The sequence below is a fragment of the Nonomuraea sp. NBC_00507 genome (genome assembly GCF_036013525.1).
GTDB lineage: Bacteria > Actinomycetota > Actinomycetes > Streptosporangiales > Streptosporangiaceae > Nonomuraea.
Genome location: NZ_CP107853.1, coordinates 490,594 through 512,323, shown reverse-complemented (window position 1 = coordinate 512,323; position 21,730 = coordinate 490,594). Strand labels below are relative to the sequence as shown.

Below are 21,730 nucleotides of genomic sequence, written 5' to 3'. Positions count from 1 at the left end.
CCGGGCCGGCCGGCATAGCGCCTGGACGCCTCAAGCGGTGACGGCGGGTTCGGCGAGCGGGGTGAACAGCTCGCCGAGCCGGGCGACCTGCCGCGGGATGATCCAGTAGTAGACCCAGGTGCCACGGCGCTCACTGCCGATCAGCCCGGCTGTACGCAGGACTTTCAGGTGGTGGCTGATGGTGGGGGCGGTGAGGTCGAAGGCGTCGGTCAGATCGCAGACGCACGCCTCCCCGCCCGGGTGGGAGCCGATCATGGACAGCAGGCGGAGCCGTACGGGATCGGCGACAGCCTTCAGGAGCGCGGCGAGCTCGGCGGCGTCTGTCTCCGACAGCGGCTCGCGCGCGATCGGGGAGCAGCACGCTCCTGCGGTGGCGGTCACGACGGCACCTCCTGCTTCGACAGTTGTCTAAATGATAGCCGCCGGTAGACGACCAGAGCGAACGTGGCTACCGCGAACAGCGGCCCCCTGGGCTGGGTTCAGCCGCAGCAGCTGCCGCCGCTGGAAGCGGAGATGGTGGCGAGCTGTCGAATCAGCGCGTACGGCGGCCTGATCGGGGACGAGAATCAACGTCACGAGGGTGCATGGTGGCGCTCGACGGCCGCCACGGTTCGCGCGACATCGCCCGCGATGATCGCGTCCACCAGCTCAGCGTGCACCTCCAGCCGCAGGCGGAGATAGTCCTCCTTGCGGCTGTCGTCGGGATCGGCATGCTCTGACATCTCGGTGATGAACCGGGTCATGCTCAGGTAGACGGCTTTGGCCAGGTGGTTGGGGCTGATCTCGGCGATGCGCTCGTGCAGGGCCCAGTTGGCGCGCATGAAGCGGTCGGTGCTGGTCGTCGCGCGTTTGAGATGGGTCATGTGCCGGCGCAGGTCGGAGATGTCCTGCCGGCTCCGGTGCTGCGCCGCGTCGGTGGCGATCAGCGGCTCCAGCGCCTCGCGTACGGCGATGGCGTCGGCCACGGTGGTGGGCATCCTCCGCACGGTCAGCAGGGTGTGCCGCAGCCGCACGATCGGGTTGGGCTGGGCCACGAACAGGCCGCCACCGCGTCCGGGACGGATCTCGACGCTGCCGCGGTCGTTGAGCAGGCGCGCGGCTTCGCTGATGGTCGCGCGCCCGTAACCGGAGTGGTCGCGGAACTCCTCCATCGTGCCGATCAGGTCGCCGGCGCCCAGCCCGCGTTCGACGATCATCGACTCGATGTCTGCGGCCAGCGCCTCCGCGCGCGTCAGAGGTTCAGCCTTAACCACCCGAACAGTTCTACCAGATTCCTAGCCATTCCGGCAGTCGGGCGGTACGCTCCGGCGAGAACATAACACCCTAAACGTCCGGGTGTTTATTCCCGTCGATCAGCCTGCTGGCCAGGGATTTTGCCCCGCATCGAGGAGGGTTGCGATGAAAACCGCCGTGTTCCCGCTCAGCCACCTCGGAGGTGCCGCATGACCGCCCTTCTGCATCAGGTGCTCAGCCAGGTCGACGGACCGGACCCGCGGCTCAACGAGCTCGTCCGGGGCCTGGTCACGCACCTGCACGCCTTCGTCGAGGAGGCGCGCCCCACTCCCGAGGAGTGGCTGGCGGGGCTCGACTTCCTCATCGAGACCGGCAAGATGTGCACCCCCGTCCGCAACGAGTTCATCCTGTTGTCCGACATGCTCGGCCTGACCTCGGCCGTGGACGACGTCAACAACGAGGGTCCCGAGAGCATGACCCCATCCTCGGTCGAGGGCCCGTTCCACTCGCCGGCGCCGGAGCGTGAGCTCGGCGCCTGGATCAGCTTCGGTCCCGAGCGGGAGCGGGCGGTCCCCACGGTCGTCCACGGGCGGGTGCTGGACTGCGACGGCACCCCGCTGGCCGGCGCGGTGGTGGATCTGTGGCAGGCCAACGACACCGGCCTGTACGACACCCAGGACGACGCCCAGGACACCGGCAACCTGCGCGGCCTGTTCACCACCGACGCCGAGGGCCGCTACTGGTTCCGCACCATCCGGCCCAGCAGCTATCCGGTCCCCACCGACGGCAGTGGCGGCAGGCTGCTGAAGGCCATCGGCCGTCACCCCATGCGCCCGGCTCACCTGCACTACCGCGTCACCGCCCCGGGATACCGGACGCTGACCACCCACGTGTTCCTGGCCGGCGACCCCTACCTCGGCTCCGACGCCGCGTACGCGGTCAAGGACGAGCTGATCTGCGACCCCCGCGAGCGCATCGAGGGCTGGGAGATGGACGGTCCGTATGAGGAGATCGAGTTCGATCTCAAGCTGGTGCCTCTCGACTGGAAGGAAGGGCAGTGAAGCTCGCCGGAGTCCGGCTCCCCGGAGACGACATCGTGCACATCGCGCGTCTGGACGGCGACACCGTCCAGATCGTGACCGACGTGGCGCGCTTCTGGGCCGACGCCCGCGGCTGGACGGCCAAGGCCGCCCGGCTCACCGGCGACGCCGTGCCGGTCGCGTCGGTGCGTTTCGCACCGCCGGTGCCGCCGTCCGCGCGGGTGATCTGCGTCGGGCTCAACTACCGCGCCCACGCTGCGGAGGGCTCGTTCGAGGTGCCCGACTACCCGACGTTGTTCGGCCGGTGGACGGCGTCGCTCAGCGTGGATGACGTGCCCGCGCCGGTCCCGGCCGGGGAGCCCGGTTTGGACTGGGAGGGCGAGGTCGCCGCGTACGTCGCCGAGCCGCTGTGCGATGTGGACCCTGGCACCGCGCTCGCCGCCGTGCTCGGCTACTCCACCTTCAACGACCTGACCGCCCGCCGCGCCCAGAAGCTCACCACCCAGTGGACGCTGGGCAAGAACGGCGACCGCAGCGGCCCCATGGGGCCGATCGTCACCGCCGACGCGGTCGGCGACCTGCGCGACGGGCTCCGCATTCAGACCAGGGTCAACGGCGCCGTCGTTCAGGACGGCAACACGCGAGACATGATCTTCGGCGTCGGCGAGGTGCTTTCCTTGATCAGCCGTACCCTAACGCTCAACCCCGGTGACGTGATCGCCACCGGAACCCCCGACGGCGTCGGCTACGTCCGCACGCCACCGTGGCTGCTGCAGGCGGGCGACGTCGTGGAGGTCGAGATCGACCGGCTGGGCACACTCCGCACCCCCATCGTGGGAGCGGACGGCCGCGCCCCGAGACGCGAGGGCATCGCATGAGCATCCCGCACCCCGGCTTCGGGACTTTTGCGACCGTGCCGGATAGGAAACTGCGGAAATATCGGACCTGACTTATATGGAGATTCTGCATTCCATATAGAAATGTAATCAGATCGAGCTGATCATTTATGTTAAGGCGCTGTTCGTCATTCACGGAGAGGATGCAAGATATTACTCTGCCGGCATCAAGGGGTGGTGCGTATGGGTGGATATTCGGACTCTCAGCCGCAGCTGCTTGTCGTCAGCAGGGGGATGGCGGGGGTCAGGTTCGATATTCCCGGTGGGCACACCGAGATCGGCAGCATGCACGGGTCGGGGATCCGGTTAGAGGTGGACGGGGTCAGCAGGCGGCACGCGTCGCTCGATCGGACCGGGGATCAGGTGCTCATCAACGATCTCGGGTCGACGAACGGGACGTGGGTCAACGGCCATAAGATCGTCAGTGGTCAGGTGTTGTGTGACGGGGACCGGCTGCGGATAGGGTACGCGGAGCTGCGGTTCGTGCAGGGTGCCGCGGCGGCTCCGCCGGCGAGTTACGGGTTCGGGGACGTACGCGGGCCGGTGAACGCGGGGAGTGGCGTCCAGTACGTCGGCGGGTATCACCAGTCGGCCGGCAGAGACATCTATGGCGACAATTACGACATTCAGGTGAATGCCGATTATGAGCCTATTGACGAGGTATTCCAGGGGAGAGGGTTCGGGCGCGTCCTCCTGATCCTCGGCATGATGATCGCTCTGGCGGGCTTCGGCATCTGGGGGTCCTTCATCTTCGGATTCGTGACCACCAACGATTTCTCGAATCCGTTCGAAAAGGAATTGGTGCCCGGGATTCCCATGGCGCCCACGGGTTTCGGTCTTTTCGTGGCCGGTGGGGTGCTCGCGGGGATCGGCTCGTCCATGTCCAAGGCTGCGCGTAAGCGCGCGCAGGAGCGCAATCGGCGGCGGCGTGGGCCGCGGCGTTAGGGAGAGGTGGCGGTAATGGGGGAGACCTTCCGTTTCGGTAATGTCACCGGGCCGGTGAACGCGGGGAGCGGCACGCAATACGTGGGCGGGCATCACCAGGTCGCCGGGAGAGACCTCCACGGCGTCGCCGGGAATCAGATCATGAACCAGGGTCTCCACGCCGACCTGGAGGCCATCAGGAACGCTCTCGGCGAGCTGAGGCTGACCGCGACCGAACGCCAGAACGCCGAGCGCGAACTGTCCGCGGTCGAGGACGCGGTGCGAGCAGAGACGCCCGACAGGGAGCAGGCGGCCGACCACCTCCAGGCGCTCACCTCGGGACTGGAGCGCGCCGGAGCGCTCGCCGACGCGGGCACCTCATTGGTCGACGCCCTGGGCCGGATCGCCCAGTGGCTGGGCCCGCTGGGCGCGGGAGTGATCGCACTCCTCGGCCTCTGACAGCCCGGGAGGCCGACGGAAGGCTGCCGTAGTCGTGACGATTACAGTTGGCCGGTGCCCCAACTTCGTCTCGCCCTGTATCAGATCGACTCGACCGTCGGCGACCTCTCCGGGAACGCCGAGTCGATCGTGCGCTGGACCCGGCATGCGGCTGAGCAGGGAGCTCACCTGGTGGCGTTCCCCGAGATGGCGTTGACCGGATTTCCCCTGGAGGACCTCGCACTCCGGTCCTCCTTCGTGGACGCCACCCGCGCCGCGCTGGCCGGGCTCGCGGAGCGACTGGTCTCCGAGGGGTGCGGGGAACTGCCGGTGGTCGTCGGCTACGTCGACCGTGGCGAGGCGCGGCCCCGCTACGGGCAGCCTGCCGGCGCGCCGCAGAACGTCGCCGCTGTTCTTCACCGGGGGGACGTCGTCCTGCGGTTCGCGAAGCACCGTCTGCAGAACTATGGCGTCTTCGACGAGGTCCGCTACTTCGTGCCGGGAAACACGCTCCCCGTGGTGCGGGTGCACGGCGTCGATGTCGCGCTCGCGATCTGCGAGGACCTGTGGCAGGAGGGCGGCCGGGCTCCCGCCGCCCGGGCCGCCGGGGCGGGTCTGCTGCTGTCCATCAACGGTTCGCCGTACGAGCTCAGCAAGCACGACGACCGCCTGGACGTGGTCCGCAAGCGCGCCCAGGAGGCTGGTTGCACGCTGGCCTACTTGACGATGACGGGCGGCCAGGACGAACTGGTCTTCGACGGCGACTCCATCGTGGTGTCGGCTCAGGGCGAGGTCATCAGCCGGGCGCGGCAGTTCGAGGAGGGCTGCATGCTGGTCGATCTGGAGCTCCCGGCCGCCGCCGAGGAACCGCCGAGCGGCGTGGTCGCTGACGGGCTGGTGGTAGAGCACCGTACGATCTCGGCCGAGCCGCTGCCGCCGTACGAGGTCCAGGCGCCCGGCGGGCAGGCCGCACGCCTCGAGGACGAGGAGGAGATCTACACCGCGCTGGTCGTGGGCCTGCGAGCGTACGTCGCCAAGAACGGCTTCCGCAGCGTGCTGACCGGGCTGTCAGGCGGCATCGACTCGGCCCTGGTCGCCGCCATCGCCTGCGACGCCGTAGGGGCGGCCAACGTTCACGGGGTGGCCATGCCGTCCCGATACTCCTCGGAGCACTCCGTCGCCGACGCGGCGGAGCTGGCCCGGCTCACCGGGCTGAACTTCCGGACCGTACCGATCGTGCCGATGTTCGACGCCTCCATGGGAGCGCTGGGGCTGACCGGTCTCGCCGAGGAGAACCTGCAGTCCCGGCTGCGCGGGATGGTGCTCATGACCCTGTCCAACCAGGAGGGGCACATCGTGCTCGCGCCCGGCAACAAGAGCGAACTGGCGGTGGGCTACTCCACCCTGTACGGCGACTCGGTGGGCGCCTACGCGCCGATCAAGGACGTCTACAAGACGTCCGTCTTCGCCCTGGCCCGGTGGCGTAACCGCGCCGCGCTGGAGCGTGGCCAGACCCCGCCGATCCCGCACAACTCCCTCAGCAAGCCGCCCAGCGCCGAGCTGCGGCCGGGCCAGGTCGACACCGACTCCCTGCCCGACTACGCCGTCCTGGACCAGATCCTGTCGCTCTACATCGACGGCGAGCAGGGGCGCGAGGCGATCGTGGCGGCGGGCTACGACGCGGAACTGGTGACGTGGGTCCTGCGGATGGTGGACACGGCGGAGTACAAGCGGCGGCAGTACCCGCCCGGCACGAAGATCTCACCAAAGGTCTTCGGCAAGGACCGCCGCCTCCCGATCACCAACCGCTGGCGCGAGTCCGCCTGACACAGGGCTGACCGGGTGCGAGCCCCGCCCCCTGCGGTTCTCATCGCCATGTTTCCAGTCTGATCCCGGTCGCTGTGAAGGAAATTTCCATTTCTTCTCCGCGCGCGGCGCCGACCGGGAATGATCGAAGATCGGCCGCGCGCCGCGTGAGCGGGCCGGCCGACCGACCAAACGATTGGAGCAACGTGCGAAGAAGATCTTCCCTGCTCGCCACCGCTTTCATGGCGATGGCGGTGCTGTTACCCGTCTTGCCGGCCGCGGCGGCCGCTGAGAACGGTGTCTCGGCGGTCAGCGGGAGTGGCGGCATCGCATGGCAGCCCTGCGAAGAGGAGCCTGCCGCCGAGTGCGGCACATTGACCGTCCCGATCGACTGGTCCAAGCCGGACGGGCCCACCGTCGACCTGGCCGTCGCCCGGCGCAAGGCCACCGATCCTGCCGCCCGGATCGGGTCTCTGGTGCTCGGCGCGGGTGGCCCGGGCGGATCGGGTGTGGAGTTCGCCTACAGTTCCCCCGGATTCTTCACCGAGGAGATCCAGAAGCGGTTCGACATCGTCGGTTTCGATCCCCGGGGCGTGGGCCGCAGTAACCCGGTGATCTGCTCGGCGTCGGTGTACAACGAGATGCCGTACGCCGTCATGAAGAGCCAGGCCGACTTCGACAAGTGGACCGCCTACAACAAGAGGCTGCACGCCGATTGCCGGGCCCGCACCGGCCCCCTGTACGACCACGTCGACTCGGTCAACGTCGCGCGTGACATGGACGCCCTGCGCGCCGCGCTCGGCGAAGAGAAGCTGACCTTCTACGGGGTCTCGTACGGCACCCTGCTCGGGCAGATGTACGCCGAGATGTTCCCGAACCGGATCCGGGCTCTCGCCCTGGACAGCAACATGGACCACAGCCTCGGCGTCAAGGCGTTCCTCTACACCGAGGCGCTCGCCGTCGAGGACGCCTTCGACCAGTTCGTCGGCTGGTGCGACCAGGAGCCCGGCTGCGCCCTGCACGGGCAGGACGTCCGGGCGGTCTGGAAGAGGCTGCTGGACAAGGCGCAGAAGGGCGAGCTCTACTGGCCGGGCGTCACGGATCGTCCGATGACCGAGCTGCAGGTCCTGTGGAACGGCGTGCTGGGCACCGAGGGGCCCGCCTGGCAGCTGCTGAGCGAGATGCTTCGCGCCCTGGACGGTGGCGAGCCGCCGTCGTGGATGCCGCCGCTGCCCGGCCGCCAGCCCGTGACGGGAGAAGTCGCCCAGCTGCCGACTGTGATTCTCTGCGAGGACTACAACCTCCGGGTGCGCAACTATGACGAGTACGCCGAGATCATGCGAAACTCCGGTCGCCTGGCACCCGACATGCGGTTCAACCCGATGCCGATCGAGGACCTGCCCGTCTGCCTCAACCACCCCACCACCAACCCGCAGCACACGCTGCGCTACACGGGCAGTGCTCCGATCCTGCTGGGAAACTCGATCCACGACCCCTCCACCCCGTGGATCTGGTCCGCCAACGTGGGCCGCCAGCTCGGCTCCAAGGCGGTGCTCCTCACCTACGAGGGCTGGGGCCACCGCATCTACGGCAAGGACGAGTGCAGCACGGTGCCGATCGACAACTACCTGATCTCGCTGACCGTGCCCCCGCACGGCTTCCGCTGCCCCGTGGGCGGCAGGGTCGAGAACACGCTCAAGCGGCAGGCCGAGTTGTGGCCGACGGACGGGCTCCCCTGGGGCGGCTCGCTCGCGTCCTCGCTCCGCTCATAGCCGGGTGATGATCCGTGCTGAGCCGGTCGCCAGGACCGGCTCAGCACCAAACCTCGCCGAACGAGAGCTGTCGTCGGCCGTACCTGTCGGGAGGTGTCAGGTACGCCTGGCAGCCTGGACCGCACCTTCACCAAGGAGTGGGACGGCATGAGCGACATCGAAAAGACGCTGGCGGAAATCGAGCAGCGCATGCTGGACGCCGACGCGGCCTACGACGAGGGCTTTTTCGCGGAATACTGCGCCGATGACTTCGTCGCCATGGGAAATTACGGCATCGTGTCCAAGCAGCAGGTTCTCGACATGTATGCCAAAGGAAGCGGAAACCCGGACCGGCGTAACCAGGCACACGACGTCGTGGTCAAACCGCTCGGCGACGCCGGAGCCGTGGTCGCCTACAAACTGACGAGCACGACCGGCGACGAGACGTCCTCGTGGTACGCCTCGACGGTCTACCGCCGGACCCCGGACGGCTGGCGTGTCGTCCTCCTCCACCAGACGCCCATGTAGGTGCTGGAAACCGGCGACGGGTGCCTAGTGAGTCACTCGGCGGCTGGGGTTGGTGCCCTTCCATTCGGTCAGTGGGGCGCAGTGCCATCTCCACCCCACCTGCCGCTCTTGACCGGGGAGGTCGGCGCGGCCGTTGGCCCACAACAACGTCTCCCACGGGTCCGTGTCCGCCGGCGCCCACGGAAACAAGCGACGCACGGTGGCCGCCGCGAGCTTCTCGGCAGGGAGGAAGCTCTGGCCGACCCCAGCGCCGACGTCGGCGGTGTGCACGAGCATCTCGTCGCAGGCCATCGCGGCGAAGCCGGACGCGTCGGCGAGACCCCAGGGATGCCACCCGCGAGCCCCGGGCGCAGTCGCGTCGACGACCCGCGCCAGGATCGTGGCGAATGTGGTCATCGTGGTGATGAGGTCGTCCGGCTTCGACTCAGGACGGACATGGATCTCCGTCGTGCTGAGCTCCTGCTCTCCAGCGGCAAGATCAGTGGCATACCACAGCAGGCAGTCGCTCACGTGAGCCGCGGCCTGTGCGGCGGTCCAGTCCATCCCGGGAATGGGGGTTTCCGCCCAGCTCCTGTCGGCTGCTGAACGCAGGAATCTCTCGCATTCGGCTGCTGTCTGCAGAACCGTGCTTCCGTCCATGCGGGGGATCATCGCACACGGCACTGACAGAATTCCCGCGGGCGACGGCTGCTGAACGGCGCGGAGCTGCCCGGCTCCGCCAGAGGGCGTCGCGTTGACGGCCCTCCCGGGAGTCGGGCATCATCTCCGCACCGATAGTCATCCAGAGGATCTGAGGGACCTGGCCCGGTGACGGTCCGGCAACCTGCCCGAAGCGGCAAGGTGCCAACGCCAGGAACGATGAGGAGGGTTTCGATGAGCCTGTCGCTCGATGTCCCCGTGCTGCGCGGATCGCTGGTCAGGTTGGAGCCGCTGGCGAGGCGGCATGCGGCGGATCTGGCGTGGGCGGCGGAGGAGGATCGCTCCGCCTACACGTTCACCCTGGTGCCTCGAGGCGCGGACATCGAGGAGTACCTGCGGGACCAGTGGGAGCGCGCGGGGCTGACGCCGTTCGCGCAGGTGCGGGTGGCGGACGGCAGGGCCGTCGGATGTACGGGGTTCTGGGATCCTCGGAGCTGGCCGGGGCGGGACGAGCTGCGGGCCATCGAAGTGGGCTGGACATGGCTGGCGGCCTCGGCGCAGGGCACGGGGATCAACGCCGAGGCCAAGCTGCTGCTGTTCACCTACGCGTTCGAGGCGCTCGGGGTGGTGCGGGTCGATCTCAAGACCGATGCCAGGAACGCGCGCTCGCGGCGGGCGATCGAGCGCCTCGGCGCCAGCTTCGAAGGTGTGCTGCGGAATTGGTCACCCTCGTGGGCGCCGGGTGAGGAAGGAAAGGTGCGGGACTCGGCCGTCTTCTCCGTGATCGCCGATGAGTGGCCGGAGGTCAAAGCGGCCCTGAACGCCCGGGTCAGGAGCCGCCGCTGAGCGGTCCGATACCCGCCAGCGGCCCCCCTGACGCGCCACGACACTGATCCGCATGAGCATTTTCGTCGACGCGGACCCGCATGCCAGGATCGAGCCCAACATCCTCTACTTCGGCACGCCCGTGGTGTTGCTCTCCTCCATGAACGAGGACGGCACCCCCAACCTGGCCCCCATGTCGTCGGCCTTCTGGCTCGGCTGGCGGGGGATGCTGGGGCTGGGTTCACGGGCCAAGACGGCTCACAACTTGATCAGGACGCGGGAATGCGTCCTGAACCTGCCCTCCGACGCGCTCGCCACCGCCGTTGACCGGCTGGCGCTCACCACCGGCGCCCATCCCGTTCCGGACCGCAAATGGGAGGGGGGATATCGGTACGTGCCGGACAAGTTCCAGCGGGCCGGGCTGACCGCCACACCTTCCGAGACGGTGGCGCCGCCGCGGGTGGCCGAGTGCCCGGTCAGCATGGAGGCCGTGGTCGAGGCGGTGCATCCGGTGGGGGACGACGGCGGGACGCTGGCGTTCGAGGTGCGGGTCCAGCGGGTGTGGGTGCACGAAGAGATCAGGATGGCCGGGACGGTTGACCGGATCGATCCCGACGCCTGGCGGCCGCTGATCATGAGCTTCCAGAAGTTCTACGGGTTGGGCGCGCAGGTCCATCCGTCCACATTGGCCAGCATTCCCGAGCATCTCTACCGCGGCAAAGACCTAGAGCGAGCCCGCGCGCTCTAGCAGCGTCAGCCACGTACGGGGCCCGCAGAGGCGCTCGATGTCCGCGCGTGGCAGCCACTCGGCGCGGGTGCTCTCAGAGCCGGCCGGCGGGCGGGTCGGGGCACCCGGGCCCGGCAGGACGGCGCGGAACATGGCCATATACGTGAGCGACGCGTAACGGTAATCGGCGGGCGGGGCGTCGAAGAGCTCGATACGCTGCCAGGCGAAGATCGACAGGGCGGCGGCCGGGAGGCGCAGGCCGGTTTCCTCGTGCAGCTCGCGGACCACCGCGTCGATCGCGCTCTCGCCGGGCTCGAGGTGGCCGCCCGGGATGTCCCAGCCGCGCCCCTCCCGATCGACGCAGGTCATCAGGGTCCTGCCGAGCCCGTCTGCGACGAACGCGAACGCCGACGTGGTGCTCGCCGCGGGCGGAACGGTCCGGGAGAGCATGACGTCGAGGCGGTGCGCCACGGGGATCCAGGGCACGGTATTTGTCGCGATCACATGGGCCACGAGGTCACTTTCATTCCCGCCAAAACGTGATGTCAAGGCATTATCAGGGTGAAACCATTCGTCGCGGCCCTTCTGCTGGCCGGGGCGGTGCTGGCCGCCGTGCACCACGCCGAGGTCATCGCGCACCGCGTCGGGGAACCCTTCGGCTCGCTGGTGCTGGCGGTGGCCATGACGGTGATCGAGGTGGCGCTCATCGTCAGCCTCATGATGACCGGCGGCGCGCAGACCGGGTCGCTGGCCCGCGACACCGTGTTCGCGGCCGTGATGATCACCTGCAATGGCATCGTGGTAGTGTTCCTGCTCGCCCTCACGATGAAGCGGCGGATCGCGGTGTTCAACGCCGAGGGCACGGGGAAGGCGCTCGCCACCGTGGCGACGCTCAGCACGCTGAGCCTGGTGCTGCCCACGTTCACGACGAGCGCGACGGCGCGCCCCTCGACCCGGAGGAGCGCGCGCCCAGGCCGTCCGGGCGCACCGCGCTGACCAGCCTCGGGCTGCTGCTGGTCGCGCTCGTGTCGGTCGTCGGCCTGGCCAAGGTCGAGTCGCCGGTCATCGAGCTGGCGGTGTCGTCGGCCGGACTGCCCCAGGCCTTCGTGGGCGTGGTGATCGCGCTGCTGGTGCTACTGCCCGAGACGATCGCCGCACTCAACGCGGCCCGGCGCGACCAGGTCCAGATCAGCCTGAACCTGGCGCTCGGGTCGGCGATGGCCAGCATCGGGCTGACCATCCCGGCCATCGCGGTGGCGTCGATCTGGCTCGAAGGGCCGCTGCTGCTCGGCCTGGGCGGCACCCAAATGGTGCTGCTGGCCCTGACCTACGTGGTCTCGACGCTCACCGTGGTGCCCGGCCGGGCGACGCTCATGCAGAGCGGGGTGCACCTGGTGTTGTTCGCGGCGTTCGTGTTCCTGGCGATCAGCCCTTGATCAGACCACGCCCTGGCGCATGGCGCGGTTGCCCAGGTAGAGACCGGCCGCGGCGATCAGGCAGGCGGACGCGGTGCCGTACAGGATGGAGGGGGCGGCGAGGTCTCCCGCGAACAGGGCTCGCTGGGCGTCCACGATGTACGTCACCGGGTTGACCTGCCCGATCGCGCGCAGCCACGCCGGGGCGCTCTCCAGTGGCAGCAGCACCCCTGACAGGAGCAGCAGGGGGAACATGATCGACTGGCTGACGATCCAGAACAGCGTGCCTCCCGGGGCCGACTTGATGGCCAGGACGAACGAGAACGCGCCCAGCCCGACCCCGAAGACCACCAGCTGGGCCAGGCCGGCCAGCACCCCCGCCGTGTGCAGCTCGAAGCCCAGCGGCAGCGCCAGCAGGATGATCAGCACGGCCTGGACCAGGAGGACGATCATGGCCTTCATGGCCTTGCCCACCAGCATCGCCGTCCGGTTCAGCGGCGTGACCAGCATGCGCTCCATCGAGCCGCCGATCAGCTCGACCAGCAACGTGTAACCGGCGGACATGGGCCCCGTCAGGCACATCATGACGAGGATCCCCGGCACGAACCACTGCCACGACGAGCCGACCGCCCCGTCCAGCAGCGACCCGAACAGGAACAGGAACAGCAGCGGCTGCCCCATCTCGAACAGCAGCCCGGCTGGGTTGCGCAGCGCGGGCTTGAACTCGCGCGAGAAGACGGTGGTGGTGTCACGCAGGAATGTCGTCATCGGTGAGGCTTCTCCCGGTGAGAGTGAGGAACACGTCGTCGAGGGTGGGACGGGTGGTCTCGGCCGTGGTGACCTTGATGCCGGCTCCGTCCAGGGTGCGCAGGCACTCGGGCAGGGCGGCGGCCGCGTTGGCGACCCGCAGGCGTACGGTCGTGCCCGCCGCCGTGCCGCCGCCCATCTCCGCGGCCCGCCGCGCCTCTTCCTCCGTGCTGGTGGTGAGCGTGATGTGGTCGCCGGCGAGGTCGTTCTTGAGCTGCTCCGAGGTGCCGTCCGCGATGATCCGGCCGTTGTCGATGATCACCACCCGCTCGGCCATGCTGTCGGCCTCCTCCAGGTAGTGGGTGGTCAGGAACAACGTCGTCCCGTACGTCTCCCGCAGTCGCAGGATGTGCTGCCAGATCTCGGCGCGGCTCTTCGGATCGAGACCGGTCGAGGGCTCGTCGAGGAAGAGCAGGTCGGGGCGGTGGACGAGGCCGAGCGCGATGTCGAGACGGCGGCGCTGGCCGCCCGAGAGCGTGCCCGGCCTGCGCTTGGCCAGCGGCGTCAGGTCGAGCAGGTCGAGCAGCTCGTCGGCGCGGGCCGCCGCCTCCCTGACGGGCAGGCCGTAGCAGCGGCCCTGGGTGACCAGCTCGTCGCGGGCGAGGAAGTCCTCACCCGCGCTGTTGCGCTGGCCGACGTAGCCGATGCGGGAGCGTACGCCGGCCGGGTCCCTGGCCACGTCGTGCCCGGCCACCGTGGCGCTGCCCGAGGTGGGCGGCAGGAGGGTGGTGAGCATGCGCAGCGTGGTCGACTTGCCCGCGCCGTTCGGGCCGAGGAACGCGACGAGCTGGCCGGCTTCGACGTCGAGGTCGATGCCGCGGACGGCCTCGACGGTCTCCTTCTTCTTGAGCTTGAACACTCGGGTCAGGCCCCGGGCATGGATCATGGTCGGCCTCCTGCGGGCATGGCGAAGAAACCCCAGGTCGGGGCTCGATTGAGGGTCGAACCCAAGTTTGTGCAGCCAAAACCGCCTTTGGCAAACGCGAACATGACGTTCATAAACGGCCCTCACCTGCGGAAACGCCGTCAGAGTGACATCCCGGCGACCGCGAGTTTTGTGGTTCTGAAGTGCGGTTTCTTCGAATGCGGCGAAAAATTTCGACGTCGGTTCCCCGGCGTGGAGGAAGCGGACTTGCGGAATTGTGTCGAGCTCCGCAATGATCTCCGGCGTGAAACGTGTCTGGTTATGCGCGGTAATCGCGGTGCTTGGGTTGGGTGGCGGGGTTGCCGAGGCGGCCGATGGCGTATCCGGGGTCGACGTCAGCAATTGGACCGGCGACATCGACTGGGCAGGCGTCGCCTCCGGGGGTGGCAAGTTCGCGTTCGTCCATGCCACCGAGGGGACCAACTACCGTAACCCGCGATTCGACGCCCAGTTCAGCGGTGCCGCGGCGGCCGGGCTGTTCCGCGGGGCATATCACTTCGCGCAACCGCACGAATCCGATGGGGTAACGCAGGCCGATTATTTCCTCCAGAACGGCGGCAGCTGGATCGCCGACGGCCAGACGTTGCAAGGGGTGCTCGATATCGAGGACAACCCTTACAAGGACAGGAACGGCAAGAACAACTGTTACGACCTGTCCACGGAAGACATGGTCGGCTGGCTCACGGACTTCACGAAGCGGTACCGCGCGCGAACCGGCCGGCACGCCATCATCTACACCACGACGAGCTGGTGGCAGACCTGCACGGGCAACTCCACGAAGTTCAAGTCGAACCCGCTCTGGCTCGCGCGGTGGGGCAGCGATCCCGGGGAGCTGCCGAAGAGCTGGAAGAAGCACACCTTCTGGCAGTCGGCGGACAAGGGGCCGCTGGTCGGTGGCGGTAACGCGTTCAACGGCTCGGAATCCCAGCTCAAGGCCATGGCCAACCCGCCGGCCGAGGTGTCGGTGACGGGGGCGGCGAAGAGCAGGAGGACGTACACGGTCACCGTCGCCAACACCGGCCCGCACCCCGTCACGAACGTCAAGCTGTCCGGGCGGGCGTTCGGCGGGCAGCGGGTGGTCAAGGCGCCGGGGTGCACCTACAGCGGCACGGCGGTGCGCTGCGCGATCGCGGACCTGCCGCGCGGCAAGAAGGTGACGTTCACGTTCACCACCAAGCCGCGCACGTCCAAGGGCACGGTCGGCATCAACGTCGCCGTTGGTTCGGTGAAGCTCACTCTTAAAGCCGGATAATGCAGGATAAATCCCGGAGCCCGACAGCAGCTGGAGGGGGACGGGATGAAGCGGCGGTTAGCCGTGGCGGCGGTGTTGATCCTGCTGACCGCCACGGCTTCCATGCCGTTCGCCACGCGCGTGCTGCCGAGGATCGTGCAGATCGCGTACGAGATCGAGCGGCGCGACATCGTGTACTCGTGGGGCGGCGGCCACGCGGAGCGGCCGGGGCCGTCGAAGGGGACCTGCACGGGCTACAAGGGCCGGATCAAGCCCTGCCCGGCCGCGAAGACCCGCGGACTCGACTGCTCGGGGTTCGCCCGGTGGGTGTACGCGCTGGCGCACGGGGAGGACGTGCTGGGGCCGGGGAACACCAATGATCACGTCCGGAGGATGCGGCGGGTCGACGCGGCGCCCGTACCCGGCGATCTTGTCTTCTTCGGAAAAATCACTAAAAAGACCGTCAAAACCCACCACGTCGGCATCTACCTGGGACAGGGCAAGATGATGAACGCGCCCGAGACCGGAGCCGTGGTGCGGATCGACGACATCTCGCGGGTGAAGGACTTCGCGGGCTTCTACCGGTTCTGAAGACCTGCCGACTCGGTATGGCTGTAACGCCTGTGGCGTGGCAAAAATTGAGAGACCCTGCGGCTACTCTGTGCCGCTATGGAAAGGCGATGGGTCGGGCTCGACGGCTATGAGGTCGTGGGCGCCGTGCGGGCCGGGCGGCAGGTGCTGCGGGTGCGCCGGCACGGATGGGTCGTCGCGGACTGCTCCTCCGTGGCGGAGGTGGCCAGACACGTCGATTTGGCCGATCTGTGCGAGATCATCGAGCTTCCCGCGCGGCGGGTGGCGGAGAAGATCGTAAGGGCCGGCACCAGTTCGCATCATCGCTGAGTGCCGTGTATGGTTACACCTGTCCGCAGCGACGGACAGGCCCCTATAGCTCAGTCGGCAGAGCGTCTCCATGGTAAGGAGAAGGTCAACGGTTCGATTCCGTTTGGGGGCTCTCGCTCTGAACAGGAAAGACGCCCGACTCCAAGATCTCCGGAGCCGGGCTTTTTTGATCGAATGCGCCGTGAGTGCGCGGACCTCCCTGTCCCGCCCACCCGCTGCGTCCCTCCAGCGGGATCACCTTCGCCCGCGTCGGCATCGGCGACACCGGCTTCCTACGGCCGTCCCGGAACGGTTCCAGCAGCGCGTCGAGCATCCGCACCGGCGAATGCAGCCCGAACCATGCCCGCTCAGCCAACGTCCGTTCAGCCACCCTCTGAAGGTCGCCCCGAAGCTGCGTGCGCCACTCCGGCAGGATGTCGGTGTACGTCATCCGCATGCCCCGCATCTCCGGTGACACATGCCCCATCCGATCGTCCCGCAGCCGCAACGGCGTCCCCAGCCCGTGCAACAGGGTGCTGTGGGCGTGGCGCACCTGGTGCGGCGTGAGACCGTCCAGGATCGGCAACCAGGAGGCGACCGGCGTGTCCGCGGTCAGATACTGGGAGCGGATGAACCGGTCGATGATCAGCTGCCGGGTCATCGCCCGCGCCTCCTCCTCCGGCACGCCCTGCTCGACCGCGAACGCCACCAACTGCGCGCGCGACGACGCCACGTTCACCCCTAGCTTGGGCGGCCGGCGGCTGTAGCCATTTAGCGTCGGCCGCTCGTAGGGGACTCCCGGGACGGCTCGCGGCCACGATGGAACCGGGACGCCCGGCCATGCGCTGTCAAGTTCCACCGCCACCGCCCGCGTGTCCGGCCGCCGCTCGCCACTGCTGGTCGGGTAGCGGCCGTCTGCGGCCGGAGCCCACACGCGGGACGAGAAGTTGCCATTGCGGGGATGCCCGCCCTTCGGGCCCACGAAAATGCATGGCAGGCCACCTTGGCAGGGCTGCTCCTTCTGCCCCTCAATCTTGGCCGACCTGCACGCGCACCGCCGCTCCGGGTGCGCCGCGATCAACTGGGTGAGCGCATTGTGCACCATCGGGGGGAGATCCACATCGCGGTTGGAGTCGTCCTTCGGCGGCAGCACATACCAGCGGCTGTCGATCTCCTCCATCTGCCAGTCGACGCGGATCCCAGCGGGCCGCATGTACGGGCGTTGCAGCCCGATGGCCTCGCCGTACCGCAGCGCGCCGAACGTCAGCAGCAGCCCCAGCACGAACTCGTCGTCACGGCCGGACAGGACGCCGATCCGCTCCGACATCTGCAACCACTGCAACGGCTGCAGCACCGGTTTGTCAGCTCGGCGGCCGGCGGTACGCACGCCGGAGCGGCGGCCGCGGTGACGTTGACGAAGCGCCGGATTGGAGCCGATCAGCCCTTCGATGACGGCGTCGCCGAGCAGCGTGGCCAGCCGGGTGCGGGCGCCTGCGGGGACGCCGTCCCGCTCGTAACCGGCGTGGCTGACCTGGCCGAGATCTACGCCGACGGCCGCACCGGCATCCCCGGAGTGGACTTGTGGATCCGGAGCGTCAACCCCTACGGGCTCGCCTCGCCCAGCCGCGTCTTGAGCCCGGACCTGCGACGACCGCGGACGCAGCAATGGCCATAGGAGCACTCGGCTTGCACGACGTCGCCGCCGCCGTCCTGGCATGCGTGTGCGAGGCGCTGGACCGTACGGCGGCGGAGGTGGACGGCCAGCCCGGTTGCCCGTGCCGCACATGCGTAGCGGCCGGCGCTCCAGCGTTCGACCAGTGCGAAGACCCCTGCTCGAGCGAGGCCGGCGGGCAGCTCACCGTGAACGTGGAGAGAGTCTGGCCCTCGTCGTCCTTCCCCGAGGAAGACCGTGACGTCCGCGGCGTCAAGGGATGCGCCCCGGCACTGACCCTCGCCGCCGAACTCGTGATCACGCTGCTGCGGTGTGCCCCGATGCAGGATGAGGGCGGCTGCCCGCCCTCATGCGAGGAGCTGGAGGCCGCCGCGCGGATCGTGCACGTCGACGCCGTCACCATCCTGAGCGCGCTGCAATGCTGCCTGCCCACCACCGCCGGCCGGCGCGGCCGCCGGTACGTGATGGGCCGCACCCGGATCCTCACCCCGGAGGGCGGCTGCATGGGCGTCGAGGCCCGTGTCACCGTGGCGCTGCCCGGCATCTGCTGCCCGGACGGAGAGTCGCCGTGAGCGTACGGGTGAGCATCGACACCGCGGCGCTGCGCGGCATGGCATACCGGCCCGACAGCCCCCTCGTAGCCGCCTTGCACCGCAAGGTGCGCCTGGTCGAGACGCGCGCCAAGCAACTGGCCCCGGTCGACACCGGCCGGCTGCGGTCCTCGATCCACACCCAGGGCCCCACTCCAGGGCCGACCGGGGCACGGTTCGAGGTGGTCGCACCCGTGGCCTACGCGATGTGGGTCCACAAGGGATGGCGTGAGTACCGGCGCGGCACCGGCCGCATCGTGCGGGCAAGCGCGGGCCCGCGGCCGTTCCTGCTAGAGGCGCTGCTGCAGGTGTTCGGTTGACCTAGGGGGCGAATTGCTGCTGTCCTATGACGGAGAGTAGTTCGAGCTTTCCCTGGCTGTCGGTGCCGGGGCGGGCGGCCATTACCACCAGGGTCTGCGTGCGGTCTTGGGTGCACAGGAACTGGGCGTCGACGTCGATACGGCCGAGGTCGGGGTGGAGGATGGTCTTGGACTCCTCATAGCGCTGGGCGACCTCCCCGAGTTCCCACACGCGGACGAACTCGGGGCTGGTTTCCTGGAGTTCGGCGACCATACAGGCGGCTCGGTCGACGTCGCTGCCGGCTGTCAGCGCGGCCCGCAGGCGTGCTGCCTGGGAGCGGGTGTGGTCCGGGTGGTCTTCTTCGGCGTAGTACAGGCGCTCGGCCGGGTCGGTGAACCAGCGGTAGAAGCAGCTGCGGGCCAGGCCCGTATGGCGGGTCCGGTCGCCGAGCAGGGCGGTGGCGATCGGGTTCATCGCGAGGGTCTCGGCCATGTCGGTCAGCACCAGGGCCGGGGTGTCGGCGTTCAGGCGTTCCAGGACCCGCAGGAGGGTCGGGCTGACGTGCTCGGAGGGATGGAAGCGAGCCGGGGCGTTGTGGCCGATGAGAGCGAAGAGGTGGTCGCGTTCGTCCAGTGTCAGGCGCAGGGCCCTGGCGAGGCCGGTGGTGATCTGGACGGACGGCTGCGGAGCGCGCTGCTGCTCCAGGCGGGCGTAGTAGTCGGTGGACATGCCGGCGAGCTGGGCCACCTCCTCGCGGCGCAGCCCCTGGGTGCGCCGACGTGGACCCTTGACCAGTCCGACGTCGGCGGGGCGCAGCAGCTCGCGCCGCCGACGCAGGAACTCCGCCAGTTCTTTCCTGTCCATGCCTCCCATTGTCGTCGTTTTGCGTCGGCCCAGCCAGGGACCGCCGATCCATGGATAAACCTTCCCCTCCCGCCTCCGCGCGGGCGCCCCTACGGTCGGGGCTGCGGGCGCTCACCGGCCCGCAGCCAGCGAAGGAGAGAACTCCCATGAAGATGACCGGCAACACGGTCCTGATTACCGGCGGCACCTCGGGCATCGGGCTCGGCCTGGCCCTGCGTCTGCACGAGGCCGGCAACAAGGTGATCGTCGCCGGCCGGCGTAAGGACCTGCTCGACCAGATCGCCACCGAGCACCCCGGCATCGAGACTTTCGTCCTGGACGTGGCGGACCCCGCGTCGATCACCCGCGCCGCAAGCACCCTGGCGGCGAGCCATCCCCAGCTCAACGTGCTGGTCAACAACGCCGGCATCCAGCGGCCGGAGAACCTGCTCGATCCGGCCTGCCTGCCGACCGCCGAGGACCATGTCACCACCAACCTGCTCGGTCCGATCCGGATGACGTATGCCTTCCTGCCGCACCTGGTGACCAAGGACGACGCCGTCGTCCTGAACGTGACCTCGGCACTGGCCTTTGTGCCGTTGCCGGCCACCCCCACCTATAACGCGACCAAGGCCGCCCTGCACTCCTTCTCCGAGAGTCTGCGCGTCCAACTGGCCGGCACCCCCGTCCAGGTGATCGAGGTGGTCCCGTCATCGGTCCGGACCGGACTGATGGGCCAGCAGGACAATGAGCAGGCCATGCCGCTGGACGAGTTCCTGACCGAGACTTTGACACTGCTGGATGCCCAACCAGACGCCAAGGAAATCGTCGTGGAAAGTGCCAAGTTCGCCCGACACGCCGAGGCCAACGGCACCTACGACCAGGTCCTGACCATGCTCAGCAGCTTCAAAGCCTGATCCGGCACCCCACGGCCACGCCCCACCACGCAGATCGAAAACGCTCGCTGTGATCGCCGGGCACTTCTCGCCCATTGCTCGGCGAACTCGAGAAGGCGATCCGCCGCCAGCCGCACCGACGGCGGAGGTCGCGCCCGCTCGGGTGCTCTACACCGCACAGGCCACCGTCATGGGCGGCCGTGAGCAGGGCCACGGACGAACGAACGACTGTCATACGTCCGTCCAGGCTCTGGCTTGGGAAAACGTCCGCGAAATCGAGCTAGCCAGGACACTCCCGCTAGGGTCCGCAGCTCCTTCTTGTGCACGATCTCCATGGTGGCCGGCTGGGGAGGATCGTCGGTCCATGGATATGTGATCCTCTCCCGCCTCGCCGATACACCCCCATAGTCGAGACTGCCGGGCGCGCCAGGCCCCTGCGGCGAAGAAGAGAATCGCCGAGGCCAACGGCGCCTACGACCAGGTGCTGGCCATGCTGAGCGGCGCCAAGGCCTGATCCAGCAACGCACAAAATGGAGAGCCGAACGTGAAACCCACGAATGAAGACACCGTCGAAATCAGCAGGGCCCTGGCTCTGTGGGCGCACATCATGGACGACCAGGAACTGGACCGTCTCGGCGAATGCCTCACCGAAGACGCGATGTGGGACGGCAGCGTCTTCGGCTTCGACCCGGTCGTCGGGCTGGACGCGATCGCGACCTTCCTGAACGTCCCCGGACACGCGAAATCCCACCACACGACGAACATCGTCGTGTCGGAAGGCCCGGGCGACGAGGTGCGGGCCCGATCCAAAGGTCTGAGCCTGCTGGAGGGCGGCGGTGTCGCCAGCGTCGTCTACGCCGACGACCTGCGACGCACCGATGACGGCTGGCGCATTTCCCGGCGGGTCATCTATCTCACGTGGCCACAACGCCCCTAGTGCCGCCCGAGTTTCAGGGTCGCCGGGCGCGGATGATCGCGTCGTGCATGTTCTCGGCTTACCGTCGGCGCCGGTGAACTCGAGAGCTGGGCAAGCTGGATCTATTACCGGCCTTGGCCGGGTCTGATGCGCCAGCCCGCCACGCTGCTTACTCCTGCCGATCGAGGGGCATTCCCATGAAAGGGCGCGGTACAGGGCGCCTCTGGTGGTGGCAGTGGCTGGGTTGGTTCTCGACTGGGAGCCTCGGCCGTTGGGCGGCCACCGGGCGTCGGTAAGACGGGCGCAACCAGGGGCAGGTGCTCGAGCTCGAGCAGGTCACCAGCCTTTGTAATACCGGCGTCGACTACCTGAAGGTTCGCCGTAGCCCTCGCGCCATGAGCCTTCTGACCTGGACAAACATCAAACCCATGTACTCCATTGCACGGCTC

At 68.4% G+C, this 21,730-nt stretch carries 26 protein-coding genes, 1 tRNA gene and 1 riboswitch; of the genes, 19 read left to right on the top strand and 8 right to left on the bottom strand.

Annotation, left to right across the window (positions count from 1 at the left end; all coding sequences use genetic code 11):
• Positions 1 to 30: 30 nt before the first annotated feature.
• Together OHA25_RS02680 and OHA25_RS02675 are read right to left on the bottom strand one after the other, a co-directional pair.
• Positions 31 to 381, bottom strand: a complete 351-nt coding sequence (locus OHA25_RS02680; protein WP_327586039.1) for an ArsR/SmtB family transcription factor — start codon at positions 379 to 381, stop codon at positions 31 to 33.
• A 191-nt stretch (positions 382 to 572) separates the two neighbouring features.
• Positions 573 to 1,253, bottom strand: a complete 681-nt coding sequence (locus OHA25_RS02675; RefSeq protein ID WP_327586038.1) for a FadR/GntR family transcriptional regulator — start codon at positions 1,251 to 1,253, stop codon at positions 573 to 575.
• Positions 1,254 to 1,442: 189 nt separating this feature from the next.
• Here OHA25_RS02675 and OHA25_RS02670 point away from each other — a divergent pair, with 189 nt between their 5' ends.
• From OHA25_RS02670 to OHA25_RS02640, 7 genes are all read left to right on the top strand, one after another.
• A complete protein-coding gene (locus OHA25_RS02670) occupies positions 1,443 to 2,294 on the top strand; it encodes a dioxygenase family protein (RefSeq protein WP_305914646.1) in 852 nt (283 codons plus the stop codon).
• Complete coding sequence (locus OHA25_RS02665; protein ID WP_327586037.1) at positions 2,291 to 3,151, top strand: fumarylacetoacetate hydrolase family protein; 861 nt, start codon at positions 2,291 to 2,293, stop codon at positions 3,149 to 3,151. Before OHA25_RS02670 ends, OHA25_RS02665 begins: the two co-directional genes overlap by 4 nt.
• Positions 3,152 to 3,352: 201 nt before the next feature.
• A complete protein-coding gene (locus OHA25_RS02660; RefSeq protein WP_327586036.1) occupies positions 3,353 to 4,114 on the top strand; it encodes an FHA domain-containing protein in 762 nt (253 codons plus the stop codon).
• 15 nt (positions 4,115 to 4,129) lie between these two features.
• Positions 4,130 to 4,552 (top strand): hypothetical protein, encoded by a 423-nt coding sequence (locus OHA25_RS02655; protein ID WP_327586035.1) that lies wholly within the window; start codon positions 4,130 to 4,132, stop codon positions 4,550 to 4,552.
• Positions 4,553 to 4,606: 54 nt separating this feature from the next.
• Positions 4,607 to 6,358, top strand: coding sequence for an NAD+ synthase (locus OHA25_RS02650; RefSeq protein WP_327586034.1), 1,752 nt, complete (start codon positions 4,607 to 4,609; stop codon positions 6,356 to 6,358).
• Positions 6,359 to 6,543: 185 nt separating this feature from the next.
• Complete coding sequence (locus OHA25_RS02645) at positions 6,544 to 8,109, top strand: alpha/beta fold hydrolase (RefSeq protein WP_327586033.1); 1,566 nt, start codon at positions 6,544 to 6,546, stop codon at positions 8,107 to 8,109.
• A 147-nt stretch (positions 8,110 to 8,256) separates the two neighbouring features.
• Positions 8,257 to 8,616 (top strand): nuclear transport factor 2 family protein, encoded by a 360-nt coding sequence (locus tag OHA25_RS02640; protein WP_327586032.1) that lies wholly within the window; start codon positions 8,257 to 8,259, stop codon positions 8,614 to 8,616.
• A 24-nt stretch (positions 8,617 to 8,640) separates the two neighbouring features.
• On the opposite strand, the gene OHA25_RS02635 is transcribed toward OHA25_RS02640, so the two are convergent.
• Positions 8,641 to 9,255 carry a maleylpyruvate isomerase N-terminal domain-containing protein gene (locus OHA25_RS02635; RefSeq protein WP_327586031.1) on the bottom strand — a complete coding sequence of 205 codons (615 nt, stop codon included), beginning with the start codon at positions 9,253 to 9,255 and terminating at the stop codon, positions 8,641 to 8,643.
• A gap of 135 nt (positions 9,256 to 9,390) precedes the next feature.
• Positions 9,391 to 9,481: riboswitch (SAM riboswitch) on the top strand.
• Between the two features lie 8 nt (positions 9,482 to 9,489).
• Between OHA25_RS02635 and OHA25_RS02630 the strand changes: the two genes are divergently transcribed.
• Together OHA25_RS02630 and OHA25_RS02625 are read left to right on the top strand one after the other, a co-directional pair.
• Positions 9,490 to 10,101 carry a GNAT family N-acetyltransferase gene (locus OHA25_RS02630; protein WP_327586030.1) on the top strand — a complete coding sequence of 204 codons (612 nt, stop codon included), beginning with the start codon at positions 9,490 to 9,492 and terminating at the stop codon, positions 10,099 to 10,101.
• Positions 10,102 to 10,153: 52 nt separating this feature from the next.
• Positions 10,154 to 10,828, top strand: a complete 675-nt coding sequence (locus tag OHA25_RS02625) for a flavin reductase family protein (protein WP_327586029.1) — start codon at positions 10,154 to 10,156, stop codon at positions 10,826 to 10,828.
• On the opposite strand, the gene OHA25_RS02620 is transcribed toward OHA25_RS02625, so the two are convergent.
• Positions 10,805 to 11,320 (bottom strand): NUDIX hydrolase, encoded by a 516-nt coding sequence (locus OHA25_RS02620; RefSeq protein WP_327586028.1) that lies wholly within the window; start codon positions 11,318 to 11,320, stop codon positions 10,805 to 10,807. The genes OHA25_RS02625 and OHA25_RS02620 overlap by 24 nt on opposite strands.
• Before the next feature lie 48 nt (positions 11,321 to 11,368).
• On the opposite strand from OHA25_RS02620, the gene OHA25_RS02615 reads away from it, so the two are divergent.
• Positions 11,369 to 11,803 (top strand): hypothetical protein, encoded by a 435-nt coding sequence (locus OHA25_RS02615; protein WP_327586027.1) that lies wholly within the window; start codon positions 11,369 to 11,371, stop codon positions 11,801 to 11,803.
• On the top strand, positions 11,800 to 12,243 hold the full coding sequence (locus OHA25_RS02610) for a hypothetical protein (protein ID WP_327590912.1): 444 nt from the start codon (positions 11,800 to 11,802) through the stop codon (positions 12,241 to 12,243). The genes OHA25_RS02615 and OHA25_RS02610 overlap by 4 nt, the downstream gene beginning before the upstream one ends.
• On the opposite strand, the gene OHA25_RS02605 is transcribed toward OHA25_RS02610, so the two are convergent.
• Together OHA25_RS02605 and OHA25_RS02600 are read right to left on the bottom strand one after the other, a co-directional pair.
• Positions 12,244 to 12,990 (bottom strand): ABC transporter permease, encoded by a 747-nt coding sequence (locus OHA25_RS02605; RefSeq protein WP_327586026.1) that lies wholly within the window; start codon positions 12,988 to 12,990, stop codon positions 12,244 to 12,246. It lies immediately after the preceding gene.
• Positions 12,971 to 13,915 carry an ATP-binding cassette domain-containing protein gene (locus OHA25_RS02600; protein ID WP_327586025.1) on the bottom strand — a complete coding sequence of 315 codons (945 nt, stop codon included), beginning with the start codon at positions 13,913 to 13,915 and terminating at the stop codon, positions 12,971 to 12,973. The genes OHA25_RS02605 and OHA25_RS02600 overlap by 20 nt, the downstream gene beginning before the upstream one ends.
• Positions 13,916 to 14,198: 283 nt before the next feature.
• Here OHA25_RS02600 and OHA25_RS02595 point away from each other — a divergent pair, with 283 nt between their 5' ends.
• The 4 genes from OHA25_RS02595 to OHA25_RS02580 all read left to right on the top strand — a co-directional run bounded on the left by OHA25_RS02595 (position 14,199) and on the right by OHA25_RS02580 (position 16,197).
• On the top strand, positions 14,199 to 15,206 hold the full coding sequence (locus tag OHA25_RS02595; RefSeq protein ID WP_327586024.1) for a GH25 family lysozyme: 1,008 nt from the start codon (positions 14,199 to 14,201) through the stop codon (positions 15,204 to 15,206).
• A 45-nt stretch (positions 15,207 to 15,251) separates the two neighbouring features.
• Positions 15,252 to 15,776 carry a C40 family peptidase gene (locus tag OHA25_RS02590; protein ID WP_327586023.1) on the top strand — a complete coding sequence of 175 codons (525 nt, stop codon included), beginning with the start codon at positions 15,252 to 15,254 and terminating at the stop codon, positions 15,774 to 15,776.
• A 78-nt stretch (positions 15,777 to 15,854) separates the two neighbouring features.
• Positions 15,855 to 16,085 carry a transposase gene (locus OHA25_RS02585; protein ID WP_305914662.1) on the top strand — a complete coding sequence of 77 codons (231 nt, stop codon included), beginning with the start codon at positions 15,855 to 15,857 and terminating at the stop codon, positions 16,083 to 16,085.
• 39 nt (positions 16,086 to 16,124) lie between these two features.
• Positions 16,125 to 16,197, top strand: a tRNA-Thr gene (locus tag OHA25_RS02580).
• Here OHA25_RS02580 and OHA25_RS02575 read toward each other — a convergent pair.
• On the bottom strand, positions 16,171 to 17,730 hold the full coding sequence (locus OHA25_RS02575) for a hypothetical protein (RefSeq protein WP_327586022.1): 1,560 nt from the start codon (positions 17,728 to 17,730) through the stop codon (positions 16,171 to 16,173). The genes OHA25_RS02580 and OHA25_RS02575 overlap by 27 nt on opposite strands.
• A gap of 20 nt (positions 17,731 to 17,750) precedes the next feature.
• Here OHA25_RS02575 and OHA25_RS02570 point away from each other — a divergent pair, with 20 nt between their 5' ends.
• Together OHA25_RS02570 and OHA25_RS02565 are read left to right on the top strand one after the other, a co-directional pair.
• Complete coding sequence (locus OHA25_RS02570) at positions 17,751 to 18,308, top strand: hypothetical protein (protein WP_327586021.1); 558 nt, start codon at positions 17,751 to 17,753, stop codon at positions 18,306 to 18,308.
• Positions 18,305 to 18,646 carry a hypothetical protein gene (locus tag OHA25_RS02565; RefSeq protein ID WP_327586020.1) on the top strand — a complete coding sequence of 114 codons (342 nt, stop codon included), beginning with the start codon at positions 18,305 to 18,307 and terminating at the stop codon, positions 18,644 to 18,646. Before OHA25_RS02570 ends, OHA25_RS02565 begins: the two co-directional genes overlap by 4 nt.
• A 1-nt stretch (position 18,647) precedes the next feature.
• On the opposite strand, the gene OHA25_RS02560 is transcribed toward OHA25_RS02565, so the two are convergent.
• Entirely contained in the window at positions 18,648 to 19,490 is an 843-nt protein-coding gene (locus OHA25_RS02560; protein WP_327586019.1) for a helix-turn-helix transcriptional regulator, read from the bottom strand.
• Positions 19,491 to 19,636: 146 nt separating this feature from the next.
• On the opposite strand from OHA25_RS02560, the gene OHA25_RS02555 reads away from it, so the two are divergent.
• The gene (locus OHA25_RS02555; protein ID WP_327586018.1) at positions 19,637 to 20,386 is read left to right on the top strand and encodes an SDR family oxidoreductase; all 750 of its coding nucleotides are present in this window, start codon (positions 19,637 to 19,639) and stop codon (positions 20,384 to 20,386) included.
• Positions 20,387 to 20,909: 523 nt separating this feature from the next.
• On the top strand, positions 20,910 to 21,302 hold the full coding sequence (locus tag OHA25_RS02550; protein WP_327586017.1) for a nuclear transport factor 2 family protein: 393 nt from the start codon (positions 20,910 to 20,912) through the stop codon (positions 21,300 to 21,302).
• Positions 21,303 to 21,730: the final 428 nt, after the last annotated feature.